This window comes from Thermobacillus xylanilyticus, assembly GCF_907165215.1.
Lineage (GTDB): Bacteria > Bacillota > Bacilli > Paenibacillales > Paenibacillaceae > Thermobacillus > Thermobacillus xylanilyticus.
Genome location: NZ_CAJRAY010000019.1, coordinates 1 through 23,035, shown reverse-complemented (window position 1 = coordinate 23,035; position 23,035 = coordinate 1). Strand labels below are relative to the sequence as shown.

Below are 23,035 nucleotides of genomic sequence, written 5' to 3'. Positions count from 1 at the left end.
GACGGGCCGGCCGGCTGTCCAGCCGGCGGCCTTCTCTTTTTGGCAGCATCTGTTCAAGCAAAGGGGGCCGTATCGTGAGCAAAAAGAAGACGTTGGTCTGCGCGGTTTTTGTCCTGGTGGCTGCGGCTGTTGCGGTCGGCGGATGTTCGAGCGTGCAGGTGAGCGGGGCGGAACAGACGGATCGGACGGGCGGGAAGCTTTTGTCGGATCAGATGGTTTTGGTTGAAGGGGGGACATTTAAGCACAAGCGTTCCAATTACTCCGGCGGGGAGGTCGCCGTTCAGGATTTCTATATCGGCAAATATGAAGTCACGCAGAAGGAATGGACGGCCGTGATGGGAAGCAATCCGTCCAAATTCAGGGGCGACAATCTCCCGGTCGATTCGGTCAGCTGGTACGAGGCCATCGAGTACTGCAACCGCAGGAGCCTGATGGAGGGGCTCGAGCCGTATTACAACATCGACAAAAGTCAGGCGGACCCGGACAACAAGAGCGAGATCGACCCCTTGAAATGGATCGTCACGATCAACGAAGGGGCGAACGGCTACCGGCTGCCGACGGAACTGGAATGGGAATACGCCGCGAGCGGCGGTCAAAAAAGCAAGGGCTACAAGTACAGCGGCGGCAACAAGCCGGACGACGTGTCGTGGAACTGGCGCAACGCCGGAAACCGGTATTTGAAAGGCGGCTGGAGCTGGCAGTCCATCGAGAACAACGAGAACCGCACCCGGCCCGTCGGACGCAAGAAGGCGAACGAACTGGGGCTGTACGACATGTCGGGCAACGTCAGGGAATGGTGCTGGGACTGGTATGAGGATCAGATGGTGGAATCGGGCATGTTCCGCGTCGTGCGCGGCGGCGGATGGCTCGGCGACGTCCACACCCTCGAGATCAAGTTCCGGGGCATGTTCGACGCGAGCGGCGTCGGTCCAGACCAGGGTTTTCGCGTCGCGCGCAATGCCTGATTCAGATTTGAAAGGAGGACAGACGCGATGAGATGGAGGAAACGGATGGCGGCGGCGCTGGCCGCCGTTGCGCTGCTGTACGGACTGTTCGCCGTGAACGCAAGCGCGGACCTGAACTGGTATTTCTGGACGAACGGCAACGGAAACGTAAACGCCGTGAACGGACCGGACGGCCAATATTCCGTCGACTGGAGCGGGAACGCGCTGTTCATCGCGGGCAAAGGCTGGCAGATTGGATCGCCGGGCCGGGTCATCCATTATACTGCAAGCGATTTTCAGACGGACGGCAGCGCATTTCTGTTGGTGTACGGGTGGATGAGAAATCCGCTCGTCGAATACCGCGTCGTCGAAAACTGGGGGAATTGGCGGCCCGTCACTGCCGATTACCGGGGATCCGTCTACATCGACGGGGCCTGGTACGATCTGTATCACGCTTTGCGGTTCAATGCGCCGTCTCCCGAAGGCACGCAGACGTTCCAGCAAAACTGGAGCGTTCGCCAGACGAAGCGGCCGATCGGTTCGAGATCCACGGTTACGCTCGAAGCGCATGTGAAGGCGTGGGAAGACGCCGGCATGCCCTTGGGGAACAACTGGTTGCACCAGATTCTGGCCGTCGAAGGGGGCAGCGCCGCGGGACAGGCGAGCGTCACCGTGTGGTAATGCCGTCCATTTTCAGCTCATCTTAAGCTTTCCTTCAGCTTCCATTCAGGGTTGTCTTTCATAATTTGTGCCGGTAACACCTGGATGGAAAGGATGGGCATTGCCGGTGAAGCGAAAATGGCGGTACATCGCCGTCGGGGCGGCGCTCGTTGCGGTCATTGCGGCGGGAAGATGGCTGTGGCTGCAGCAGCGGGAAGAACCGGTCCGCGGATTGGCGGCGCAGACGATGGCCGCCGTCCAGAGAGGCACGCTGACGGCTTCCGTATCGGGAACCGGAAGCATCGAACCGGTGGAGCGGAAAACCGTTGCGGCGGCGTCTGCGGGCACCGTCGCCGAAGTGCATGTCAAGGACGGGGATCCGGTCAAGAAGGGCGATGTGCTCATCACCTTCGAGCGGGAAGACGACGATGCCGAACGGCAGATCGAGAGCAAGCGGATCAGTCTGGAGAAAGCGAAGCTGGATCTGGAGTCGCTTCAGCTCCAATACAAGAACGCGATGCGGGCGGACGAGAATACGGATTCGATCATGCTCAACATTCGCGCGAAGGAGCTGGACATCCGGCAGCTGGAACAGGAGATTGCGGATCTCAAGACGCAGGATGCGGGCCCCGATCCGATCACGGCCCCGATTGACGGCAAATTGACCGGCTTCGATGTGGAGGCGGGCGATCGCATCCGCGAGAACGCGGAACTCGGCGAGGTCGTCAATTACAGCGGGATGAAGCTTGTGATCAGCGTTGACGAGCTGGATATCGCGAAGGTGGAGGTCGGACAGCGGGCGGAAGTGCGGGCCGACGCGCTGCCGGACCGGGTGTTCGAAGGCACCGTGGCGCAGATCGCGGATGAGGGCTCGTCCAGCAACGGTGTGGCAACGTTCGATGTGACGGTGCTGCTGACGGAAGCGGACGGGCTGAAGGCGGGCATGAGCGCCGAAGCGACGATCCTGACCATGGAGAAGCAGGATGCGCTCTACGTGCCGATCGAGGCGGTGCAGTCCGTGGGCGGGCGATATTTTGTCCTCGTGCCCGGCGAAGAGGAGAACGCTTCGCGGGAGGATGAAGCGCCGGCAGCCGGCGGCGCGCGGAACAGGCAGGCGGCGAGGCTGCAGACGGCCATGAAACGGGTGAGCGTCGAGGTCGGCGAACATAATGAAGATTTCATCGAGATCGTATCCGGCCTGGCGGAAGGGGATACGGTCATCATTCCGATGGCGTCGTCCGTTCCGGAGCAGCAGGAAGCCCCGGCCGTGCGGATCGGCGGTTTCCGGGGCGGCGCGGGACTCCCCGAAGGCGGATTTCCGGCCGGAAGAGATCCGATGACGCGAGGCGGCGGATTCGGCGGCGCCGCCCCCGGAGGCGGGCCATGATGGACGGGAAGACGGAGCGTCCGCTGGTCCGGGTGGAACAGGTCAGCAAGGAGTACGCGATGGGCGGCGAAGTGCTGAAGGCGTTGAACGGGGTGTCGCTGACGGTCGGTTACGGCGAATTCGTCGCCATCATCGGGCCTTCGGGTTCCGGCAAGTCGACGCTCATGAACATCCTGGGCTGTCTGGACACCCCCACCTCGGGTAAGTATTGGCTGGAAGGGGAGGAAGTGAGCCGTCTGCCGGAGAACCGGCTGGCGGAAATCCGCAACCGGAAGATCGGGTTTATTTTTCAGAACTTCAATCTGCTGCCGAAGCTCACCGCGCTCGAAAATGTGGAGCTGCCCTTGATTTACAGAGGCATGAAGGGCGCCGAGCGGCGAGAGCGGGCGATGGAGGCGCTGCGCAAGGTCGGGCTGGCGGACCGGACGCGGCACCGTCCGGCCGAGCTGTCGGGAGGCCAGCAGCAGCGCGTGGCGATCGCCCGGGCGCTCGCCGGCAGTCCGCCCGTTCTGCTCGGCGACGAGCCGACGGGCGCACTCGATTCGAAGACGAGCGGCGAAGTGATGGAGCTGATGCTGGAGCTGAACCGGGAAGGGCACACCATCATTCTCATCACCCACAATATGGACGTTGCCGATCAGGCGAAGCGCATCGTGCGGATTGCCGACGGCGTGCTGGACGAAGGGGGCGGTGCGGCATGCATTTCGCCCAGGGACTGAAGATGGCGTTCAAGAGCATCCGGAGCAACAAGCTGCGCTCGATCCTCACCATGCTCGGCGTCATCATCGGCGTCGGCTCCGTCATCGCCCTGGTCGGGATCGGTCAGGGCACCAGCAAGCAGATCGAGGAGCAGGTGCAGAGTCTCGGCACGAATCTGCTGACGGTCAATATTCTCGGCCGGGGTGTCACCTCGACGCTGGCTTACGAAGAGGCGGTGCAATTCGCCGGGATCGAAGGCGTGGAATACGCGGCGCCGTATAACAGCAACAACGCGACGCTGAAATACGGGACGGCCGGTGCCGGCGTGAACGTGATCGGCACGAACGCGGATTATTTTCCCCTGCGCGGTTACGAGCTCGCCGCGGGGCGGTTCATCACGCAGATCGATCTGGACTTCCATCAGAAGGTCGCGGTTCTGGGGTCGGCGACGGCCGAGGAACTGTTCGGTTCCGAAAATCCCGTGGGCGAATATGTGCGGATCAACGGGGTGCGGTACAAGGTCGTCGGGCTGCTCGCGGAGAAAGGGAGCTCCGCGCTTGGGTCAAATGACGAACTGGCCGTTATCCCGCTCACAACGGCGGAGCGGATGTTCCGGAGCAAAGGCGTGCGGAGCGTCTACATCCAGGCGGAGTCGATGGATGCGCTGGATGCGGTTCAGGCGGAAGTGGAGGCGAGGCTGGCGAAAATTTTCCGCAATGGCGACGACGCCTACCGCGTGTTCAATCAGGCGGACATGCTGGAAACCGCGGCGTCCGTCTCCGGCACGCTCTCCCTCGCCCTTGGGGGAATCGCGGGCATCTCGCTGCTCGTCGGCGGCATCGGCATCATGAACATCATGCTCGTGTCGGTGACGGAGCGGACGCGGGAGATCGGCATCCGCAAGGCGATCGGCGCGAAGAAGCGGGACATTCTGATGCAATTTCTGATCGAGTCGGTGACGATCAGCGCCCTGGGCGGCCTGCTCGGCGTCGGACTGGGGCTTGCCGCCGGCCGGGCGGTATCGTCGCTCGTCAAGATCGACGTCGTCCATTCCGCGGACATGATCGCGCTGTCCATGGGATTTTCCATCCTGATCGGCGTCGTGTTCGGCATGTACCCGGCCAACAAGGCGGCGAACCTGAAGCCGATCGACGCGTTGCGGTTTGAGTAGGCGGGGCCTGCCAGATTGTCAACCGGATTGACGTTGTTCGCCAGAAATGGTAATATGAGAACACACATTCGTATCGGTGGTGTTGTTCTTGAGCAACGTCGATGCAAGGCTGGACCGGATCGAAGGGCTGCTAGGTGATCTCATTTATACGGTTGGCTTGTTGAAGAGTCAATTTGAAGATGAGAAAGAGGCGAATGAGAAGCGGTTCGAGCAGCTGAAAAGTCAAATGAATGATCGATTTGAGCAGATCGACAGACGATTTGAAAAGATCGACAGACGATTCGAACAGATCGACAGACGATTCGAACAGATCGACGTACGATTCGGGCAGCTTGAACAACGGATCGATCGAATGGAATCGCGCATGGATCGCCGCCTTGACGATATTATGCTGGAATTGGGCAAGAACAAGCAGGAACATGAATATATGGCTTCCCGTCTCTTCCGCGCCGAAATGGAACTGGATCAGTTGAAGAAACAGATGGCCGGTGTGAAGGACGAATAGCAGCCGGCAAGACAGCCGCTCCATGAAGGTGTAACCGCCTTCGGGGAGCGGTGAGGGAGCCCGCGTCTGTCACAGACGCGGGCTTTCGGCGGTTCGGGCGATTCGCGAGAAGGAATACGCCGCGGCCAGCAGCGCGAGGAGTTCGGCGGCGGCACCGGCCCATCCGAGCTGGCGCACGGAGGAGAGCTCCGCGATCAGGCCGCCCGCCGCCGCGCCGATCGCAATGCCGAGCTGCAGGATGGAGTTGTTCAGGCTCAGCACGAAATCGGCGGCGCCGGGCGATATCGAGACGAGATAGTATTGCTGGGCCGGCGTCGTCGTCCAGGCCGAGCCGAACCATACCGCCAGCACGGCGAGTGCGCCGATGATCGATACGGAGGCGAACGGCAGCACGACCAGGGCGGCGGCGTGGGTCAGCAGACTGAACGTGATCGTGCGGGCGGTTCCCCAACGATCGGCGCCGTATCCGCCGAGCCGCGAACCCGCCACCGAGAACAGGCCGCAGACAAGCAGCGCCGTACTGACCATGGCGGTGTCGATGCCGGCTGACGTCCTTAGCAGCGGCGACAGATAGGTGAACACGAGCTGATAGCCCGCGATCCAGAACAGCGTGACGAGCAGCCCGCTTACCGTCTTCGCGTCGCGAAGCGAGGAGAGCTGCCGACCGGGCGGCACCGGTTCGTCGGCTCCGGACGAAGGTATGAGCCTCCACAGGGCGATCCACAGCAGGAAAGCGAGCGCCGCCAGCAGGGCGAAGTTCGTGCGCCAGCCGGACAAATCGCCGATCAGGGCGCCGAGCGGGACGCCGAGCACGAGGGCAAGGCTGAATCCCATGATGACGGTGCCGATGGCGCTGCCTCGCCTGTCCGGCGGAGCGAGACGGGCTCCCACGGTGAGCGAGACGACGACGATGACGCCGGCGCCGGCCGCCAGCACGGCACGCGACAGCATGAACCAGCCGAACGAAGAGCTTGCAAAGGCCGCGATGTTGCCCGCGATGAAGACGGCGTAGGCGATGAGCAGCAGCGTTCGCCGCTCGATCCGGGAAGAGGCGGCGATCAGAATCGGCGTGCCGATCGCGAACACGAGCGCGTACGCGGTGACCGATTGGCCGGCCAGTCCGACCGCGATACGGAAGTCATCGGCGATCAGGTCCAGGATGCCGGCAATCATCATTTCGGCCGTCCCGACCAGAAACCCGCCGAAAGCCAGCAAGTAAATGATGAGATATTGTTTCACGACCCAAGCTCCTCCTTGTTTCCATACTTCTATAATCATCGAAATATTGGACGAAAAAAGATTACGCGAGATCCGGGGGAACGAAGCGCTCCAGCACTTCCCGCCGGACCCGGTAATAGTGGTACGTCCCTTCTTTGTGCGACAGTTCGATCAGTCCGCAGTCCGCAAGCTGCTTCAGATGATGCGACAGGGTGGAGCCGGACGCCACGTTCAGCCGTTCGCCGATTTCGGTGCAGCTCAGGTTGGCGTGCCGGGACAGCAGCAGCACGATGCCGAGCCGGGTCGGTTCGCCCAGCGCCTTGTAGATTTTCACCGCATCTTTCAGGTTCTGTTCGGTCGCGTTCATCGGTATGCACCAAGCTTTCCATTGCTTTTATATTTCGAAAAGTATCAAACCGCATGCTTCAAATCAACAAGCGCGAGCGCGCCGGGCGGTCCGACGGCACCTTGGCCCGGCTCAGCTCAATCTGCGGTTCGACGGATCGGACATCGTCTTGTCCAACACATCGGCGATGGTCGCGCGGGACAGCTCCTGCTTCATGGCAAGTTCCGCCTTCTCGTAAAATTCGCGCAGCGCGGGCCGAATTCCCCGGCCGATCGGACAAGCCGGGTTCGGTTCGCTGTGATGCAGCTCGAACAGCGGATGCTGCTCCACCGCTTCGTAGACATCGCGGAGCGTGATTTCGTCCGGCGACTTGGCCAGGTTCCAGCCTGCGCCGGCGCCGTGCTGCACGGTGACCAGTCCGGCGTTGCGGAGCAGCGAGAGAACCCGGCGGATGAACACCGGATTGGTGTTGACGCTTGCCGCGATTTGGTTGGAGGTTACGGAATCCGGATTTTTCCTGGCAACCTGGGCCATCCAGGTGAGGATGTGAAGCGCCACCGTATATCGGCTGACGACCGCCATTTGGCCCCCTCCTCCTCAGGTAACAACATTATAGTTACGCCGGGAAGAGGCTGTCAAACGGCCGGTCCGCGCTCAATCGCCCGCGGCTGTCCGGCGCTCCCGGATGCGGCTCGCCGCGAAGGCTCCGATGGCAAGCAGCTCGCAGACTCCGCCGATATATCCCAATCCCGCAGCATGGCCGTACGACACAGCGAGGCCGCCGACCGCGGCTCCCAGCGCGCTTCCCAGATAAATGGCCGACGGATTGAGGGATACGACAAGGCCTGCCGCTTTCCCCGACAGTGCAATGAGCCGGTGCTGCTGCGCCGGGTTGAACGCCCAGGCACTGACGCCCCATACGGCCATCGCCGCGATTCCGATTGCCAGCGCCTGATGCGTCGGCGGCCCGGAAGTCAGGACGGAGAGCAAGGTCAACGCCGCGAAGAGGGCGGTGAGCGTAAGCGGAATCGTCCGGGCGGAACCGAACCGGTCGACGGCGAATCCGCCCAGGGTGCTCCCGATCAGGCTCGAGACGCCCCAGATCAGCAGGACCAGGCTGATCATCCGCGGGGTCGCGCCCAATTGACCGAACACGTCGGCGATATAGGTGTACACCGTGAACGCGCCGGTTCCCCAGCATACGGTCGCCAGCAGCGACGTCCAGATGACCGGACGCCTGAGCTGGGCGAGTCTGTCGCGAAGACGGGCGGATGCGGCGGCGTCCATGACGGGAAACCGCCAGCGAACGAGGATGGCCGCAATCAACGCCAGGATGCCGACCATCCAGAACGTCGTCCGCCAATGGAACGCGTGGGCAACCCACGTGCCGATCGGCACCCCCGAAGCCAGCGCGACCGTCTGGCCGCCGATCACGACCGCCAGCGCCTTGCCGCGATGTTCCGGCGCGACCAGATCCGCGGCCGCCGCTGAAGCCGCGGGCACGAATAACGCGGCGCCGAACGCGGCCATCACGCGTCCCGACAGGAGCAAGCCGTAATGGTTCGCCATCCCGCACAGGACATTGGCGAGGGCGAACAGCAGCAGCGCCCCGAGGAACAGCGCCCTTCTCTCCACCCGTCCCGTGACCATGGCGAGCAGGGGGGAACCGAACGCATAAGCCAGGGAGAACGCGGTTACCAGTTGACCCGCGGCCGGCAGGGATACGTGCAAATCCTGCGCAAGCATCGGCAGCACCCCGGCGATCATGAACCCTTCCGTCCCGATGGCGAAGGTGCCGAGCGCCAGAATGAACAAGCGGTAATTCAAGATACCGGGCCCTCCTTTCCTGTTTAGTGTAACTGAAACAGTTACACTAAGGGTAAAAAAAGTAAAAACTTTAGTGTAACCATGTTAGTTCTATTTAATCCGTCTGTCAAGTGTCCGAATTCCCGCGCGTTGTCATAACGGCTCCGATGCCGTTCCCTTCGCATCATGCGCCGCGAGCATGCGTTCGAAGGCCGAGCGGATGATGCGCTGCTCCTCCGCATTCAGCATGTTGACGAAATAGTCGGCAATTCCCTTTTCATAGGTCGGCCACGCTTGCAGAAACGCGCGTTTCCCATCCCGCGTAAGCACCGCATACGTGCTTCTGCGGTCCTCTTCGGTTCGTTCCCTTCGCACCAGTCCCTGCTGTTCCAGCCGCTCGACAAGCCGCGTGATGCCGCTGGCCGTCAGCACCGTCCGCTCCTTCAATACGCCCATACGCAATCTGTGGTCCGGAGCCTGGTACAGGGCGACCAGCACATCATACCAGGTGAGCGGAATGAGCCGGTCATCCGCCAAATCCTGCTCAATCCGGCGGATAACGCTCGCATGCAGCCGGACGAAACTCCGCCAGAGCGCCAGCTCCTCTTCCCGCAGTCTTTTCATCGCCATCCTCCCAGCCGCAATTCGGGCACCGAGTCCCGCTATCCCTACCATGCAAGCCTTGTGTGCAGTCCCATTGTACCGAAAAAGTATTTGACTGCGCAAATAAATCGTGGCAGTATTAATTGCGTAATCAAATATTGATAAGTCAAATAAAAGGAGGCCGCGCCAGATGGGTGCAGTGTGGGGGCTGATGGCGGCATTCGCCTTCGGGACGGCGGATTATGCCGCAGCCCGCTCCAGCAGGAAAATCGGAGTGTATTCGACGCTGCTGTGCATGCAGATCGTCGGCTTCGTGCTGCTGTCTGTCATGCTGCTGGTGACGGGCGAATGGCGGGGAATCTTTTCCGTACGGGGCATCGCCGCCGCGAGTCTCTGGATGTTCGTCGATCTTCTCGGGATCGTCGCGCTGTATCGGGGACTGCATGTCGGAAAAGCGTCCGTTGTGGCGCCGATCGCATCCAGCTTTACCGTCGTGACGGTCATCCTGGCGCTGCTGTCCGGTGAGACGGTGGACGGGACCGCGCTCTTGGGAATCGGGCTGACGGCCGTCGGCGTCATCTGTGCGACGATCGCGCGGCCTGCCGCGGGATCACGGTCGGATGCTTCTTCCCGGTTGGCGGCGGGCGCCCTGTGGGCGATCCTGGCTTCTCTGCTGCTCGGCGCGGCGTTCTTCGGACTGCGCACGCCGGTGGAAGACATCGGGGGATGGGCAACGGTCTGGATCGGGCGGCTGCAGGCGAGCATTCTGTTGCCGGCATGGCTGTGGCTCGGAAAGCGCCGGCCGGAATGGCCGAAGGAACGGCGCGGCTGGCTGCTGGTGCTGGCGGTCGGTGTGCTGGATGCCCTGGCTTTGACCAGTTACAACATCGGCCTGACGCATGAGCGGACGGCGATCGTGATTACCGCCGCTTCGCTGTTCGCCGTCGTGACGCTCTTGTGGGGGGTGTGCCTGGGCAAAGAACGGCTGATGCGAAGCCAGTGGTTCGGCGTACTGCTTACGTTTGCCGGCATCGGAATGGTCACGTTATAGGAGGAGACGGCATGGTGAAACACGGATTGTACATCAAGGCGAACCCGAAGCGTGAGGAAGATTCCAGCAGCCTTCGGGTCGGCCGCTGTCTGGTCGAAGCGGTTCGGAGGCGTTCGGAGCGGGTCGTCATCGAAGAGATCGACGTATACCGCCATCCGATCCCGCTGATTGACGGCCCGTTCTTGTCCGCAAGGGAGAAGATGGCGGGCGGTTCGGCGCCGGATCAATTGGAACCGGAAGAGCGGGCGAGCCTGGAGCGTGTGCATCGCTTGACCGATGCGTTCATTGCGGCCGATTTCTACATCTTCGCTTACCCGCTGTGGAATTTCGGCATCCCTCCGCTGCTCAAGGCCTATATCGACACGATCAAGGTGGCGCGCAAGACGTTCCGCTACACGCCGGAGGGGCCGGTCGGTCTGTTGAAGGACAAGACGGCGATTCTGATCCAGTCCAGCGGAGACGTGTACAGCCGCGGGCCGCTCATGCCGTTCGAACATGGAAGCCGCTACCTGCGGGCGGTCCTTTCCTTTATCGGTATGGAGCGGATCGAGACGATTCTGATGGAAGGCATGGATACCGCTCGGGAGGAGAGGGAAATGAAGCGCCGACGCGCGATGGAGCAGGCCGAACAAGCGGCCGCATTGCTGTTCGCTTGACGGCTTGCAGCCGGCCCGTCCATAATGAATGGACAGGGTACGAGCCGGACCAAGACACGCCGGGCGCGTGATGAAAGGAATGCTGCTATTGGCCGAACATGTGGAACTCCGTCAAGTGCCGTTGCTGGGCGAGCTGGGCGAGGATGAGCTGCGATCGATCCGCCCCCATCTGAAAATGAACGAATTTGCGAGCGGGACGTCAGTCATCAGGCAGCATGAAGCGGCGTCCCATTTTCATATCATCGTGTCCGGTACGCTGAAGGTATACGTGCGGCAGGAGACCCGGGCGCATATCGCCACGCTGGAAGCGGGACAGTTCTTCGGCGAGATGTCCTGTCTGACCGGCGGCGCGGCCAGCGCCACAGTGGAGACCGACGGGCCGGTTGTCACCGTATCGATGCCCCGCGAGGGGCTGCTTCAACTGATGGACAAGAGCGCGAAGTTCCGCCGTCACATGATCGAAGCGATGGTCCGGCGCATCGCGAGCTCCAACGACCGGATCCTCGAGGAGCACGCGAGATCCGCCGTCATCGTGCGCCAGCTCGCGGAAGAGCGGCAAACCCGCTACGGCCGGCTGGCGGGGGAAGGCCGCTTCATGCGCAGGCTGCGCGGCGAGATTACAGCGCTCGCGGGCGGCGATCAGCCGCTGTGCATCGTCGGCGAACAGGGAACCGGCAAGACCCACGCGGCCTGGGAAATCCACGCGCAATCGGAAAGGTCCGAACATCCCGTCTTCGTGATGAGCGGCGCCGATTTCCGCGCGGAGGAATGGGAACTGAAAGCCCGCACGGCACAGGGAGGCACCCTGATCCTCAAGGATGCGGACGCCCTGCCCGCCGGCCAGCTCCGCCGCCTGGCGCAAACGCCGTCCGATGCGCGCCTCATCCTGACGGCGAGGCAGCCCGTCGACCTTCCGCTGACTCGCATTGAGATGGCGCCGCTTCGCGAGCGGAAGGAGGATATCCCGGCGCTCGTCCGCGCCTTCATCGCGGAGGCGGGATTCGAAGAGCCGGACGGCCTGATCTCCCAGGAAGCGCTGAACCTGGTCACCAACTTTCCGTTCCTCGGCGGCAACATCCGGGAACTGAAGCAGGTGGTTCATGAGGCGCTGATCCGCAGCGGCGGCCAGACCATCCGCATTCCGCATCTCAGGTTCGGCAGCGTGCGGCAGCCCGGAACCCGGCCGAAGGTCGCGCTGGCGCTCGGCAGCGGCGCTGCCCGGGGCGCGGCGCACGTCGGCGTCATCAAAGTGCTGGAGCAGGCCGGCATTCCGATCGACATGATCACCGGCACGAGCGTCGGCGCGTTCATCGGCGCGCTCTACGCGGGCGGGCAGCCGACGTCGGCGTTCGAGGAAGTGCTGCCCACCGTGCGCTGGCGGCAGCTTGTCCGCCCGGCGCTGTCGGGCGGCGGCCTGGTCGACAACCATCCGATGGTGCGGTTCGTCGAGAAGTATATCGGCCCGGCCGATTTTAAGGATCTCAGAATTCCATTCGCCGCCGTCGCGTCGAACGCCGTGGACGGCGAAGCGCACATCCTCAATGCCGGCAAGGTGTCGCACGCGATCTGCGCCTCCACGGCGATTCCCGGGGTTATGCGGCCGGTACGGCTGGGGAATCATTTGCTGTTGGACGGCGCCGTGGCGCATCCCGTGCCCGTCGCGCTGGCGAGGAGCATGGGAGCCGACATCGTCATCGCCGTGGACGTCCGGGTGCCGGACAGCATGAAGAAGGCGCCGTCCAGCTTCGTCGGGGCCATCCTGAACACGATCGACATCATGAGCAAGCGGATGATCCAGGACGAAATGCAGCTTGCGGACTTCGTCCTGAATCCGGAGTTCGGCACGAGCGCCATGTCGTTCAAGGAATCCGCAATCTGCATTCAGGCGGGGGAGAAGGCCGCACGCGAATCGCTGGCCGCCATCGCCCGCAGGCTGGAAGAACTGGACAGCAGAAAGGAGATTCGTCCATGACCGAGCAAGGCAAAACGTTGTCGCCCGCGGAGCGCGACGCGCTGCTTGCGGCGCTGAAAGCGCGCTTCGAGAAGTTTGCCGGCCGCCATGAAGGCATCGCGTGGGCCGATGTGCAGGCCCGGCTGGAGGCTGCCGATCCCGGGAAGCTGTGGTCGCTCCATGAAATGGAACGGACCGGCGGCGAACCGGACGTCGTGGGACGGGACCCGGAGACGGGCGAGATGCTGTTCGTCGACTGTTCGGCCGAAAGCCCGAAGGGACGCCGCAGCGTCTGCTACGACCAGGAGGCGCTGGAATCGAGGAAAGAGCACAAGCCGGCGGACAGCGCGGTGGGCATGGCCGCCGCGATGGGCATCGAGCTGCTGACGGAAGCGCAATACCGGTCGCTGCAGCAGCTCGGGGAGTTCGACAAGAAGACGTCGAGCTGGATCAAGACGCCCGAGAAGATCCGCAGGCTCGGCGGCGCGCTGTTCTGCGACCGCCGCTATGATACGGTGTTCGTCTATCACAACGGCGCCGAATCCTACTATGCCGCGAGAGGCTTCCGCGGAATGCTCAGAATTTAGGCGGAGGGACGGGGAACAACGGTGTAGATGAGAATGGAGATGCGCGCGGGATGCGGTCTCCATTTTTTTTTATGAAAAGACTTTAACGTTGACGGATCAGCCGTTACAATATCGCTAATTGGACTTGCAAGGGGGAGGACATCGTGGACAGACAGATGGCGGTAACGTTGTCGTTCCGGCAGGGCGTGGCGGATTGCGTTCCGACGCTGCTGGGATATTTGTCGATCGGTTTTGCGGCCGGGGTGATCGAGGCGACGGCGGGCATGAGCCTGCTGGAGATCGGGCTGCTGTCGCTGTTTCTGTACGCCGGGTCGGCGCAGTTCATCACGGCGGGCATGGTGATGGCGGGGGCGCCGGTCGCGTCCATCGTGGTGACCGTTTTCTTCGTCAACCTGCGCCATTTGCTGATGAGCGCGGCGATCGCGCCGAAGTTCGCCGCTTATTCGCCGCTGAGGAATCTGTTGATCGGGGCGCAGCTTACCGACGAAACGTTCGGGGTGGCCGCAGGGAAGCTGACCGGCGGCGAGCGCCACGCGGACAGGTGGATGTTCGGGCTCAACGTGACGGCCCATGCCAACTGGATCGCCGCCAATCTGCTCGGCGCGCTGCTCGGCGGGTGGATCGCGGATCCGGAGCGATACGGGCTGCACTATGCGCTGCCGGCCATGTTCATCGGCCTGGCGGCCATGATCGTATTGCAGCGCAAACAGTACAAGCGCGACCTGCTCGTGATCGCTTGCGCCGTCGGCGGTTTCGCGCTGGCCTTCATCTGGCTGCCGGGCTATATGGCCGTCATGGCGGCGGCGGTGCTGGCCGCGATTGTGGGGGCGGTGACCGAGCGATGAGCGTCAGCCGCGAATTTCTGTGGATGCTGATCGGAACGGCGGTCGTGACGTTCATTCCGCGCACGCTGCCGCTCATCCTGATCAGCAGGCTGAAGCTGCCGGGTTATGTGATGAAATTTCTGAAGCATGTGCCGCTTGCCGTCATGACGGCGCTGGTGGCGCAGGCCGTGCTGACCGAGGGCGAGGCGTGGATCTCGCCGGATAATCTCGAGTGGGCGGCGTTCATCCCGACGCTGGCCGTCGCGCTGCTTACCCGCAGCCTGCTGCTGACGGTGGTCACGGGCGTGGTCTGCACGGCGCTGCTGGCCTGGCTGCCCCTTTAATAGCAAGGCGGGACGAACGGTCCCTTGCCCGATACGACGCCCGGCGGCGTATCGTAGATGTAAGGCGGCGCCGGAGGCAGATGCGGTGCGGGCGCAAGCGGCACCGGATTCGCGACATAGTTGAACCGGCCGCAGCCGTCCGGGCTCGGGCCGCTCGCCCACCGGCCCAGCGCGCTGTCATCTCCGCGCGAGAAGTTGAACAGCGTGTAGGAGACTTCGCGCTTCTCCAGCTTGCGGGGGAACGTGCTCGGCACGACTTTGCCTTCCTTCTCCTCCAGCTCGGCAATGGCGGCCATCCATTGATTCTGGTGCATCGTGTCCCGCGCCAGCAGCCATGAGAGCATGTCTCTGACGCCGCGGTCCGATGTCTGCTCGTACAACCGCGCCACCTGAAGCCGTCCCTGGGATTCGGCGTTCAGGTTCGCCCGGAAGTCGGCGAGCAGATTGCCGCTGGCGATGATATACCGGCCGTTCCACGGGTAGCCGACGCTGTCGGTCGGCGCGGCGCCCAGCCCCGTCACGATGGCATGCTGGGGGTTCATGCCGCCGAGCACCGCCGCGATGACCGGGTTTTTGGCCGCTTCCTCCTGATCGGCGACCGGCGCGTTGTCCAGCAGCCTCGCAATCATCGTCGCGAGCATTTCGATATGCGCAAGTTCTTCGGTGCCGGTGTCCAGCAGCAGATCTTTGTACTTCCCGTTGCCCCTGATATTCCATCCCTGGAACAGATACTGCATGGCGACCGAAATTTCGCCGAACTGTCCGCCGAGCACTTCTTGCAGCTTCTTGGCGAACAGCGGATCGGGCCTTTCGGGTTTCGCCTGATACTGCAGCTCCTTCACGTGATAGAACATGTCAACCTCACTCCCGTAAAATTGGGTGTTTACCCACGACATTCTATGTTGCGCCCAGGAAAGTGTGCCGCCGGGATGTGAAGGCTGCATGCTTGAAAAAAGTATGCCGCCGCCCTGTGACAGAGAGAACCTGATCGCGGCAGACGGCTACGGCTGACCGAAAATTTTGACCAGCTTGATGAGCAGCGACCTGAGCGTCTCGAACTCGTCTTCCGTCATGCCTTGTTTGACCCGCTCCTCCAAGACGACGGCGAAATGCTGCGTTTCCTCGGCCAGCTTTTTCCCCGCATCCGTCAGGAAGATCTGCTTGGACCGGCCGTCTTCCGGGCTGCTCCGGCGCACGATCAGCCCGCGGCTTTCCAGTCCGTTCATCAGGCTGGTGACGCTCGGCCGCTCGATCATCAGAATCTGTTCCAACTGCGAAGGCGTGATGCCGGGAAAATGAAGGATGACGCCGAGGGCGCTCCATTGCGTATGCGTAAGGCCGACGGGGCGCAGCATCTGCTCGATCTCCCGGCGCAGCGTGATGTACCCCGTCTTCACGAGCCGGCCGATCGGCCCTTGATCCCAATGCCATTCCGAATGCGGCATGTCCGATCCTCCGTGCGAAAAATATAATTAGAATTCTAATCATAGAATACCGGATATGCAGCGATTGTCAATCGAAAGGCACCGGTATGGAGCGGTTGTCGGCCGGAAAACGCAAGCCGCCGGCGGAGAAGAAGCTGTCCGCGTCCGGCGGCTGTCGACGTTCGATCCGGCCCGGCCGTCACCCCGCGAATTCCGCAATCAACCGGTTGAACTCTTCCCGTTCCTCCCAGAACAGACCGTGGCCGCTGTACTGGAACGGCACGAGCCGGGACTGCGGGATGCGCGCATGCTGCTCCTGCGCCATCGCGAACGGCACCACCTGATCGTGGATGCCGTGCATGATCAGCGTGGGCACGTTAATCGCGGCGAGATCGTTGGCCAGATTCGTGTCCCGGAGTAGCCGGATCATCGCCGCCGTGGACCAGCCTGCCGCCTGAAGCCCCAGGCTGATGAACCATTCCCTGAACGGCTCGGTCGCATAACGGAAGAAGAAGCTGTCCGTCACATGCCGGATCAGGTTCGGCCGGTCGCCGCTGTTTACGGCCAGATACCGTTCCGCCGTCTCCGGCGTGAAGGAGGTCGGCGCGGCCGCGGCAATCAGGACGAGCTTCGACACGCCGTGCCCCTGGTGCCGGGCCATGTAGCGGATCGAGATCGCGCCGCCTGCCGAATGTCCCGCCAGCACGACGTTCTGCAATTGCTTCTGCTCGAACACCGCGCGGAGGTCGTCCGCCAGGCGGTCGAAGTCGTATCCGGTGTACGGTTTGTCCGAATTGCCGAAGCCGCGCCAGTCGATGCCGATGACGCGGAATCCCAAGGCGGGCAGCACATCGAACTGATATTCGAACTGCTTGTGGTTCAGCGGCCAGCCGTGGATGAACACGATCGTCTTGCCGCTTCCGGGGTTCAGATCTTCGACGTACAATTTCACTCCCGGTTCCACGGTTATATATTCGCCCATCTTCCATTCCTCCCGACCCAAAAGTCACCATCACTTCAGCATACTCGCCGGGAGAGGGAAACATGCCCGAATGTCAGAACGGTTTCGCCACCATCAGATAGAGCACGGCGATGGGCAGCAGAACGGCGGCCGTTCCGAACACGTACCAGTTCACGAGCGCCCGCGAGTAGGCGCGCGGCAAGGTGCCGGTGCCGAGCGCCTCCGCGCTGAGCCGGATCATGCTCCGCTGCAGGGGCAGCAGCACGGCCAGCCAGATCAAGCCGGTCAGGCCGAAGAGCAGGAGGGACAGGGTCAGCCAGTTGAACGCCCCGCCATAGCCCGACCGCTCCGCCATCGCCGCGCCCGAGCCGACGATCAGCAGAATGCCGGGCAGCGTAAAGGCGAGGTCGGCCTTCATGACGGTTTTCGCCGAGAAATGAATGACTTCCGCGCTTCCCGTCCGCTGCGCGTGCCAGTGCCAGAACGCCGCGGTCACAATGTTGCCCGTCAGCAGAACGGCACCGGCAATGTGCAGGAACAACAGCAAAGTCATCCGACTTCACCTCCTTATGAATGCCCCTCAAGGTTCCGGCTGCAGCCAGCGTTCGATGAGCCGCTTGAAATCCTCCGCGTCAAAAGCGTTGCCGCCGGCGCCGGAGAGCAGCATCCCCCGCACGCGCAGGCCGAGCGAGAGCAGGACGAACAGCTCGGCCGACTTGTCCGCGTCCACGGACGCCGGAATGACGCCGGCCTCCTGACCGGACGCGATCCACTGCTTCGACAGGCGCAGCGTCTGCTCGTAGAATTGCCGGAGCGCGCCGCGCACTTCGGGGCGGCTGATTCGTCCGAGCAGATGGACGAACACCCGGTTGCCCGCGTCATCGGGATTTTCCAGTTCCGGCAGGCTGTCGGCGATGCTGCGGAACGGAGCCGCGAACGACTTCTCCCGCTCCTTTGCCGCGTTGAACCGGCGGTTCGTCTCCTCCGCCCGTTCTTCCAGAATCCGGATCAGCAGCTCATCCTTGCTCTTGACGTGGTGGAAAATGCCCCCCTTGGACAGCCCGGCCCGCTCCATGATGTCGTTCAGCGTCAGATGGTCGCACCCTTTTTCCAGGATGAGCGACCGGGTGGCCTCCAACAGCCGCTCCCTGGTCTGTTCCCGTTTCGTTTCCCGTTTCAATGGCCGCGGTCTCCTTTCCGGACGATGTCAGCGTAATCGGTTTGGCGTTATTTTATCAAACCGACCGTCGGTCTGTAAATAACGATAATGAAGGCCCCGATCAACCATCGGGGCCTTGGCTTGCGGCTCGATCAGAACGCCGGCACGACCGCGCCTTCGTACGTTTCCTCGATGAACTGCTTCACTTCGGCCGAGTTGAGCGCGGCCGCCAGTTTCCGGATCGCTTCATCGTCCTTGTTGTCCGGGCGCGATACGAGAATGTTGACGTACGGCGAGTCGCTTTCCTCGATGAACAACGCGTCGCGGGTCGGCACCAGACCGGCTTCGAGGGCGTAGTTGGTGTTAATGACGGCCACATCGACGTCGGGCAGCACGCGGGGAAGCGTGGCCGCTTCCAGCTCGACGATCTCGAGTTTCTTCGGATTGTCCGCGATATCCTGAACCGTCGCCAGGATGCCGACGCCGTCCTTCAGCGTGATCAGGTTGTGCTTCGCCAGCAGCGCCAGGGCGCGTCCGCCGTTGGTCGCGTCGTTCGGAATGGCGACTTTCGCGCCGTCCTTCAGCTCTTCGATGGCGGAAATCTTGCTCGAATAAGCCCCGATCGGCTCGATGTGCACGCCGGTGACTTTCACGAGGTCATAGCCTTTCTCCGCGTTGAACTCGTCGAGATACGGCACGTGCTGGAAGAAGTTCGCGTCGAGCTGCTTCTCGTACACCTGCACGTTCGGCTGCACGTAATCGTTGAACACGATGACTTCGAGATTGACGCCTTCCGCCGCCAGCTTGTCTTTCACGAATTCGAGAATTTTGGCGTGCGGTTCGGGCGTGGCGCCGACCTTGATCGTCACCGGTTCGGCGGCCTGTGACTCATTTGCGGCGGAAGCATTGTTCTCGCCGGACGCATTGCCTGCGTTGGCCGCCGTATTGTCGGCGGAACCTGCGCTGTTATTCGCTCCTGCATTGGCGCCTCCGCCTCCGCCCGAGCCGCCGCCGCAGGCGGACAGCATCACCAATAATGCAATGATCAGCATGAGACCGAAAGCTTTCTTCATGTTCTCTTCACTCCCTGACTTTCTTTATCTATGGGTTCCTGGACAGCCGCTGAACGAGCCGGTCGCCGAACGACTGCAGCAGCTGCACCAGGATGACCAGCAGCACGACGGTCACCAGCATGACGTCGGACCGGAACCGCTGGTAGCCGTAGCGGATGGCCAGGTCCCCCAGGCCGCCGCCGCCGATGACGCCGGACATGGCCGTGTAGGAGACGAGGTTGACGGCGGTCACCGTCACGCCCGCAATCAGCCCGGTGCGCGCCTCCCGGAGCAGCACGCGCCAGATGATGAGCAGGCGCGGCGTGCCCATCGCTTCGGCGGCTTCGATCACCCCGCGGTCGACTTCCCGCAGCGCGATCTCGGTCATCCGCGCGAAGAACGGCGCGGCCGCGATCACGAGCGGGGGAATGGCCCCCTTCATTCCGATCGACGTGCCGACGAGCCAGCGGGTAATCGGCATGACATAGATCATCATGATGACGAACGGCACTGACCGGGTGACGTTGACGATCAACGACAGCAGCCGGTTCACCCAGATCTGCTGCCAGAACTGGCCGGGAGAGGTGAGGAAGACCAGCACCCCGATCACCAGGCCGATCGGCACGGACAGCGCGAGCGATGCGCCGAGCATGACGAGCGTCTCGCGCGCCGCTTGCCAGATGATCGGCCACGGAATTTCGTCATAGGACATCGGGTGTTTCCACCTCCCATCCCTGCTCCCGCAGCCTGCCGATCACCGACGCCGTCTCGCCGGACGGACCGGTCAGCCGGATCGTCATCCGGCCGTAGGGGACGTCGCGGATGCGGGACACGGTGCCGTGCAGGATGACGAATTGAACGGACGTGCCGCGCACGGCCTCGGACAGCGCCGGCTTGCCCGCGCTGTCGCCGGAATAGAGCACCCGGATGATCGTTCCGCCCGCATCGCTGCCGGATGCGTCCCCGCCGTCCGGATCTTCCGTCTGCCGCAGCAGCTCGCGCGTTGCCGGATGCCCGGGCCTGAGCAGCAGATCCGCCGTCCGGCCCGACTCCACGATTTGTCCCCGTTGCATGACCGCAACCCGGTCGCAGATCGCGCGGACGACTTCGATCTCGTGGGTGACGAGCAGGATGGTGACGCCCAGCTTGCGGTTGATGTCCTGCAGCAGCGCCAGGACGGAGCGGGTCGTCTCCTGGTCGAGCGCCGAAGTCGCCTCGTCGCAGAGCAGCACGTCGGGCCTGCCGGCCAGCGCCCGCGCGATGCCGATGCGCTGTTTCTGCCCGCCCGACAGCTGGGCCGGATACTTGTCCGCATGGGCGCTCATGCCGACCATCTCGAGCAGCTCGTCCGCCCGGCGCCGGATCTCCTGCCGGGACAGCCCTTCCAGGCGGAGCGGAAACGCGACGTTATCGCGGGCAGTAAGCGTCGAGAGCAGGTTGAAATGCTGGAAGATCATGCCGATCTTTCGCCGCTGCGCCTGCAGCTCGCGCGTGTTCAGCCGGGTGAGCTCGACGCCCCCGACGGTGACGCTGCCCGAATCCGGCCTCGCCAGCAGGTTGACGCATCGGAGCAGCGTGCTTTTGCCGGCGCCGGATTGTCCGATGATGCCGAAGATCTCCCCCTTTGTCACTTCCATGGAGACATGATCGATCACGGTGACCGCATGTTTCCCGGAGCCGTAGGATTTGCACAGGTTGTCCAAAATGATCAGACCGACCCCTCCCGGTAACCGCACAGATGAAATGTTGTTTATCTTATTGGATTAGTCGGATATAAATAAAAGTATATTGACCTTCAAGTACTTGTCAATGCCCATTTGATGAAAAAACGGGAACCCGAGGATGCCTGTCCGGGGTTCCCGTTCGTTCATCTTGAGCCATGCCCGCTGTACTTGACCGCATCCGGCCCGTCCGCCCGTCTTCAGCGATGCTGCTCGTACCGATTGGCCCGGGTGACGGCGCGGATGGCGGCGAGCTCCTCTTCGGCGAGCGGCGGAGCGGACGCCGCCGACAGGTTGAGCCGGAGCTGCTCCAGGCTGCTTGCGCCCGGAATGACCGTCGCCACCGCCGGATCGGCGAGCGCGTAGCGGATGGCCGTCTGCACCAGCGTGCGGCCGTTCCCGCAAAGTTCCAGCAGGCGGCGCCGCACTTCCGGCAGCTCCTCCCGGCTGTAATCGAGGTAGTCCCGCTCCGCCTTCGCCGCGCCGCCCTCCGTCAGAATGCCGCCGGCCAGCGGTCCGCGCGCGATCAGGCTGATGCCGCGCCCTTCGATCAGCCGCAGCGTCTCCTCCTCGGGCCGCCGGTCGAGCATGCTGTACTGGCTCATGAGGCTGACGATGTTCGAGCGGCGCGCGTATTCGCGGATCACGTTCGGCCGGATGGACGAGATGCCGTAATGCCGGATCAGCCCTTCCCGTTTCAACTCCTCGAACGCCTCGATCGTCTCGTCGATCGGATCGTCGATCGTGCCGCCGTGCAGCTGGTACAGGTCGATATAGTCCGTTCCGAGCCGGCGCAGACTGTCGCGGACCGCCTGCTTGATGTACGCCTTCGACGGATCCCAGACCCAGCCTTCGCGGCCGGGAATGCGGCGGTTGCCGACCTTCGTCGCCACGATCACCTCGCTCCGCCGGCCCCGGATCGCCAGTCCGACGAGTTCCTCGTTCCGCCCCGCATCGTACAGATCGGCGGTGTCGAGGAAGTTCACGCCGGCATCCAGCGCTTCATGGATGATCCGGACGGCGTGTGCCTCTTCCGTTCCCAGCGACATGCAGCCGAGCCCGATTTCGCTCACGAACAAGTCTGATTGTCCAAGCCGGTTCTTTTTCATCCCCAATCAGCGACCTCCCGAAAGGTAATTGTCCTTCCTCCATCATACACGGTGTTGCGGACAACCGGAACCCGGACCATCAAAATTTACTACCTGCATGACTTCGGCAATGGGGACAACAATTAGCGGTCGACAGTGATGCCCTCATGTTCGATAACTGCGTAATTTCACCGACTACGTTGGGACGAGTAAACTACCGGGCTGATAAAGACCGGCAGTTTTCTTGTACGTCATCTTTTTAATTTCTCAAGTCCTCTCCTATGTTGTCTTTGTATAACAATCGCAATCCTGAATCCGTAATTTCGTAGACCGCCGCTTCACCATACTTACCGGAATCGCGGTCTAGATCGAATACGGCTGCCCTGTCATTACCAAGATAGATCACATGATACCCATGACTTTCAACGGTTGTATTCATGACCTGCCGTTCGATTGGACGGAAAGCTATAATGATCAAACACACCAAAATACCGATTAAGATCAGATTCGTCGATTTATTCATTGACCAGCTCATCCTGTCCTTTCTGTTGATAATTCATTAAACAAAAAAATCCCGTAGAACAGACTTTTAGTACTTGATTGAAGCAAATCCCCCTCCGTTTCAAATTTGAAACCGCCATTATCAATCCGCAATTTTGAAAGAAGGTTGAGAATTGCGCTCCTTTCCTGCCGTTGTAAAGGAATATCCAACAATTTTTTAACCGTATATATACGATATGTCGAAATGAGATTGGGTTGCGTGCTTTCTTTTGAAATCTTGTATCCACTCCCTGTATTATACCTTTCAATGATTTGAGTAATCCTAAATTTCGAAAGTACCGTTCATTGAAAACATAAAAAAGTGCCCAAATCTTTGG

The 23,035-nt window shown here is 62.0% G+C and carries 27 protein-coding genes; 12 read left to right on the top strand and 15 right to left on the bottom strand.

All coding sequences use genetic code 11. The features are described from left to right. The first annotated feature begins 74 nt into the window (after positions 1-74). The 6 genes from KJQ12_RS04240 (at position 75) to KJQ12_RS04215 (ending at position 5,366) form a co-directional block, all read left to right on the top strand. Positions 75-965, top strand: a complete 891-nt coding sequence (locus KJQ12_RS04240) for a formylglycine-generating enzyme family protein (RefSeq protein ID WP_213483639.1) — start codon at positions 75-77, stop codon at positions 963-965. Positions 966-992: 27 nt separating this feature from the next. Then, on the top strand, positions 993-1,625 hold the full coding sequence (locus tag KJQ12_RS04235) for a glycoside hydrolase family 11 protein (protein WP_041853783.1): 633 nt from the start codon (positions 993-995) through the stop codon (positions 1,623-1,625). A 106-nt stretch (positions 1,626-1,731) separates the two neighbouring features. Beyond that, entirely contained in the window at positions 1,732-2,991 is a 1,260-nt protein-coding gene (locus tag KJQ12_RS04230) for an efflux RND transporter periplasmic adaptor subunit (RefSeq protein ID WP_213483638.1), read from the top strand. Continuing rightward, the gene (locus KJQ12_RS04225) at positions 2,991-3,710 is read left to right on the top strand and encodes an ABC transporter ATP-binding protein (protein ID WP_425315957.1); all 720 of its coding nucleotides are present in this window, start codon (positions 2,991-2,993) and stop codon (positions 3,708-3,710) included. Before KJQ12_RS04230 ends, KJQ12_RS04225 begins: the two co-directional genes overlap by 1 nt. Continuing rightward, positions 3,689-4,861, top strand: a complete 1,173-nt coding sequence (locus KJQ12_RS04220; protein WP_213483637.1) for an ABC transporter permease — start codon at positions 3,689-3,691, stop codon at positions 4,859-4,861. Before KJQ12_RS04225 ends, KJQ12_RS04220 begins: the two co-directional genes overlap by 22 nt. Before the next feature lie 88 nt (positions 4,862-4,949). After that, positions 4,950-5,366 (top strand): hypothetical protein, encoded by a 417-nt coding sequence (locus KJQ12_RS04215; protein WP_213483636.1) that lies wholly within the window; start codon positions 4,950-4,952, stop codon positions 5,364-5,366. 69 nt (positions 5,367-5,435) lie between these two features. On the opposite strand, the gene KJQ12_RS04210 is transcribed toward KJQ12_RS04215, so the two are convergent. The 5 genes from KJQ12_RS04210 to KJQ12_RS04190 form a co-directional block, all read right to left on the bottom strand. Next, the gene (locus KJQ12_RS04210; protein ID WP_213483635.1) at positions 5,436-6,605 is read right to left on the bottom strand and encodes an MFS transporter; all 1,170 of its coding nucleotides are present in this window, start codon (positions 6,603-6,605) and stop codon (positions 5,436-5,438) included. A gap of 61 nt (positions 6,606-6,666) precedes the next feature. Further along, a complete protein-coding gene (locus tag KJQ12_RS04205; RefSeq protein ID WP_213483634.1) occupies positions 6,667-6,951 on the bottom strand; it encodes an ArsR/SmtB family transcription factor in 285 nt (94 codons plus the stop codon). Positions 6,952-7,062: 111 nt separating this feature from the next. Then, positions 7,063-7,512 carry an Rrf2 family transcriptional regulator gene (locus KJQ12_RS04200; RefSeq protein ID WP_213483633.1) on the bottom strand — a complete coding sequence of 150 codons (450 nt, stop codon included), beginning with the start codon at positions 7,510-7,512 and terminating at the stop codon, positions 7,063-7,065. Positions 7,513-7,584: 72 nt separating this feature from the next. Next, positions 7,585-8,757, bottom strand: a complete 1,173-nt coding sequence (locus KJQ12_RS04195; RefSeq protein WP_213483632.1) for an MFS transporter — start codon at positions 8,755-8,757, stop codon at positions 7,585-7,587. A 132-nt stretch (positions 8,758-8,889) separates the two neighbouring features. Further along, a complete protein-coding gene (locus tag KJQ12_RS04190; RefSeq protein WP_213483631.1) occupies positions 8,890-9,360 on the bottom strand; it encodes a MarR family winged helix-turn-helix transcriptional regulator in 471 nt (156 codons plus the stop codon). Positions 9,361-9,529: 169 nt separating this feature from the next. Here KJQ12_RS04190 and KJQ12_RS04185 point away from each other — a divergent pair, with 169 nt between their 5' ends. From KJQ12_RS04185 to KJQ12_RS04160, 6 genes are all read left to right on the top strand, one after another. Beyond that, positions 9,530-10,390, top strand: a complete 861-nt coding sequence (locus tag KJQ12_RS04185) for a DMT family transporter (RefSeq protein WP_213483630.1) — start codon at positions 9,530-9,532, stop codon at positions 10,388-10,390. A gap of 11 nt (positions 10,391-10,401) precedes the next feature. Then, entirely contained in the window at positions 10,402-11,046 is a 645-nt protein-coding gene (locus KJQ12_RS04180) for an FMN-dependent NADH-azoreductase (RefSeq protein WP_213483629.1), read from the top strand. 88 nt (positions 11,047-11,134) lie between these two features. Beyond that, a complete protein-coding gene (locus tag KJQ12_RS04175) occupies positions 11,135-13,018 on the top strand; it encodes a patatin-like phospholipase family protein (protein ID WP_213483628.1) in 1,884 nt (627 codons plus the stop codon). Beyond that, positions 13,015-13,584, top strand: a complete 570-nt coding sequence (locus tag KJQ12_RS04170; protein WP_213483627.1) for a DUF4256 domain-containing protein — start codon at positions 13,015-13,017, stop codon at positions 13,582-13,584. Before KJQ12_RS04175 ends, KJQ12_RS04170 begins: the two co-directional genes overlap by 4 nt. 143 nt (positions 13,585-13,727) lie before the next feature. Further along, positions 13,728-14,429, top strand: coding sequence for an AzlC family ABC transporter permease (locus KJQ12_RS04165; protein ID WP_015253749.1), 702 nt, complete (start codon positions 13,728-13,730; stop codon positions 14,427-14,429). Further along, positions 14,426-14,752, top strand: a complete 327-nt coding sequence (locus KJQ12_RS04160) for an AzlD domain-containing protein (protein WP_213483626.1) — start codon at positions 14,426-14,428, stop codon at positions 14,750-14,752. The genes KJQ12_RS04165 and KJQ12_RS04160 overlap by 4 nt, the downstream gene beginning before the upstream one ends. Here KJQ12_RS04160 and KJQ12_RS04155 read toward each other — a convergent pair. From KJQ12_RS04155 to KJQ12_RS04110, 10 genes are all read right to left on the bottom strand, one after another. After that, entirely contained in the window at positions 14,749-15,606 is an 858-nt protein-coding gene (locus tag KJQ12_RS04155; RefSeq protein WP_213483625.1) for a manganese catalase, read from the bottom strand. The genes KJQ12_RS04160 and KJQ12_RS04155 overlap by 4 nt on opposite strands. Before the next feature lie 147 nt (positions 15,607-15,753). After that, the gene (locus KJQ12_RS04150) at positions 15,754-16,197 is read right to left on the bottom strand and encodes a MarR family winged helix-turn-helix transcriptional regulator (RefSeq protein ID WP_213483624.1); all 444 of its coding nucleotides are present in this window, start codon (positions 16,195-16,197) and stop codon (positions 15,754-15,756) included. Positions 16,198-16,375: 178 nt separating this feature from the next. Beyond that, positions 16,376-17,158 carry an alpha/beta fold hydrolase gene (locus tag KJQ12_RS04145; RefSeq protein WP_213483623.1) on the bottom strand — a complete coding sequence of 261 codons (783 nt, stop codon included), beginning with the start codon at positions 17,156-17,158 and terminating at the stop codon, positions 16,376-16,378. Between the two features lie 73 nt (positions 17,159-17,231). After that, a complete protein-coding gene (locus KJQ12_RS04140; RefSeq protein WP_213483622.1) occupies positions 17,232-17,690 on the bottom strand; it encodes a DUF2269 family protein in 459 nt (152 codons plus the stop codon). A gap of 27 nt (positions 17,691-17,717) precedes the next feature. Then, the gene (locus KJQ12_RS04135; protein ID WP_015253754.1) at positions 17,718-18,317 is read right to left on the bottom strand and encodes a TetR/AcrR family transcriptional regulator; all 600 of its coding nucleotides are present in this window, start codon (positions 18,315-18,317) and stop codon (positions 17,718-17,720) included. A 131-nt stretch (positions 18,318-18,448) separates the two neighbouring features. Then, positions 18,449-19,369 carry a MetQ/NlpA family ABC transporter substrate-binding protein gene (locus tag KJQ12_RS04130; protein ID WP_213483621.1) on the bottom strand — a complete coding sequence of 307 codons (921 nt, stop codon included), beginning with the start codon at positions 19,367-19,369 and terminating at the stop codon, positions 18,449-18,451. Between the two features lie 28 nt (positions 19,370-19,397). Beyond that, on the bottom strand, positions 19,398-20,060 hold the full coding sequence (locus KJQ12_RS04125; protein WP_213483620.1) for a methionine ABC transporter permease: 663 nt from the start codon (positions 20,058-20,060) through the stop codon (positions 19,398-19,400). Beyond that, on the bottom strand, positions 20,050-21,060 hold the full coding sequence (locus KJQ12_RS04120) for a methionine ABC transporter ATP-binding protein (RefSeq protein ID WP_425315956.1): 1,011 nt from the start codon (positions 21,058-21,060) through the stop codon (positions 20,050-20,052). The genes KJQ12_RS04125 and KJQ12_RS04120 overlap by 11 nt, the downstream gene beginning before the upstream one ends. Before the next feature lie 209 nt (positions 21,061-21,269). Further along, complete coding sequence (locus KJQ12_RS04115) at positions 21,270-22,178, bottom strand: aldo/keto reductase (RefSeq protein ID WP_213483618.1); 909 nt, start codon at positions 22,176-22,178, stop codon at positions 21,270-21,272. Between the two features lie 238 nt (positions 22,179-22,416). Next, complete coding sequence (locus KJQ12_RS04110; RefSeq protein WP_213483617.1) at positions 22,417-22,680, bottom strand: hypothetical protein; 264 nt, start codon at positions 22,678-22,680, stop codon at positions 22,417-22,419. Between the last annotated feature and the right edge of the window lie 355 nt (positions 22,681-23,035).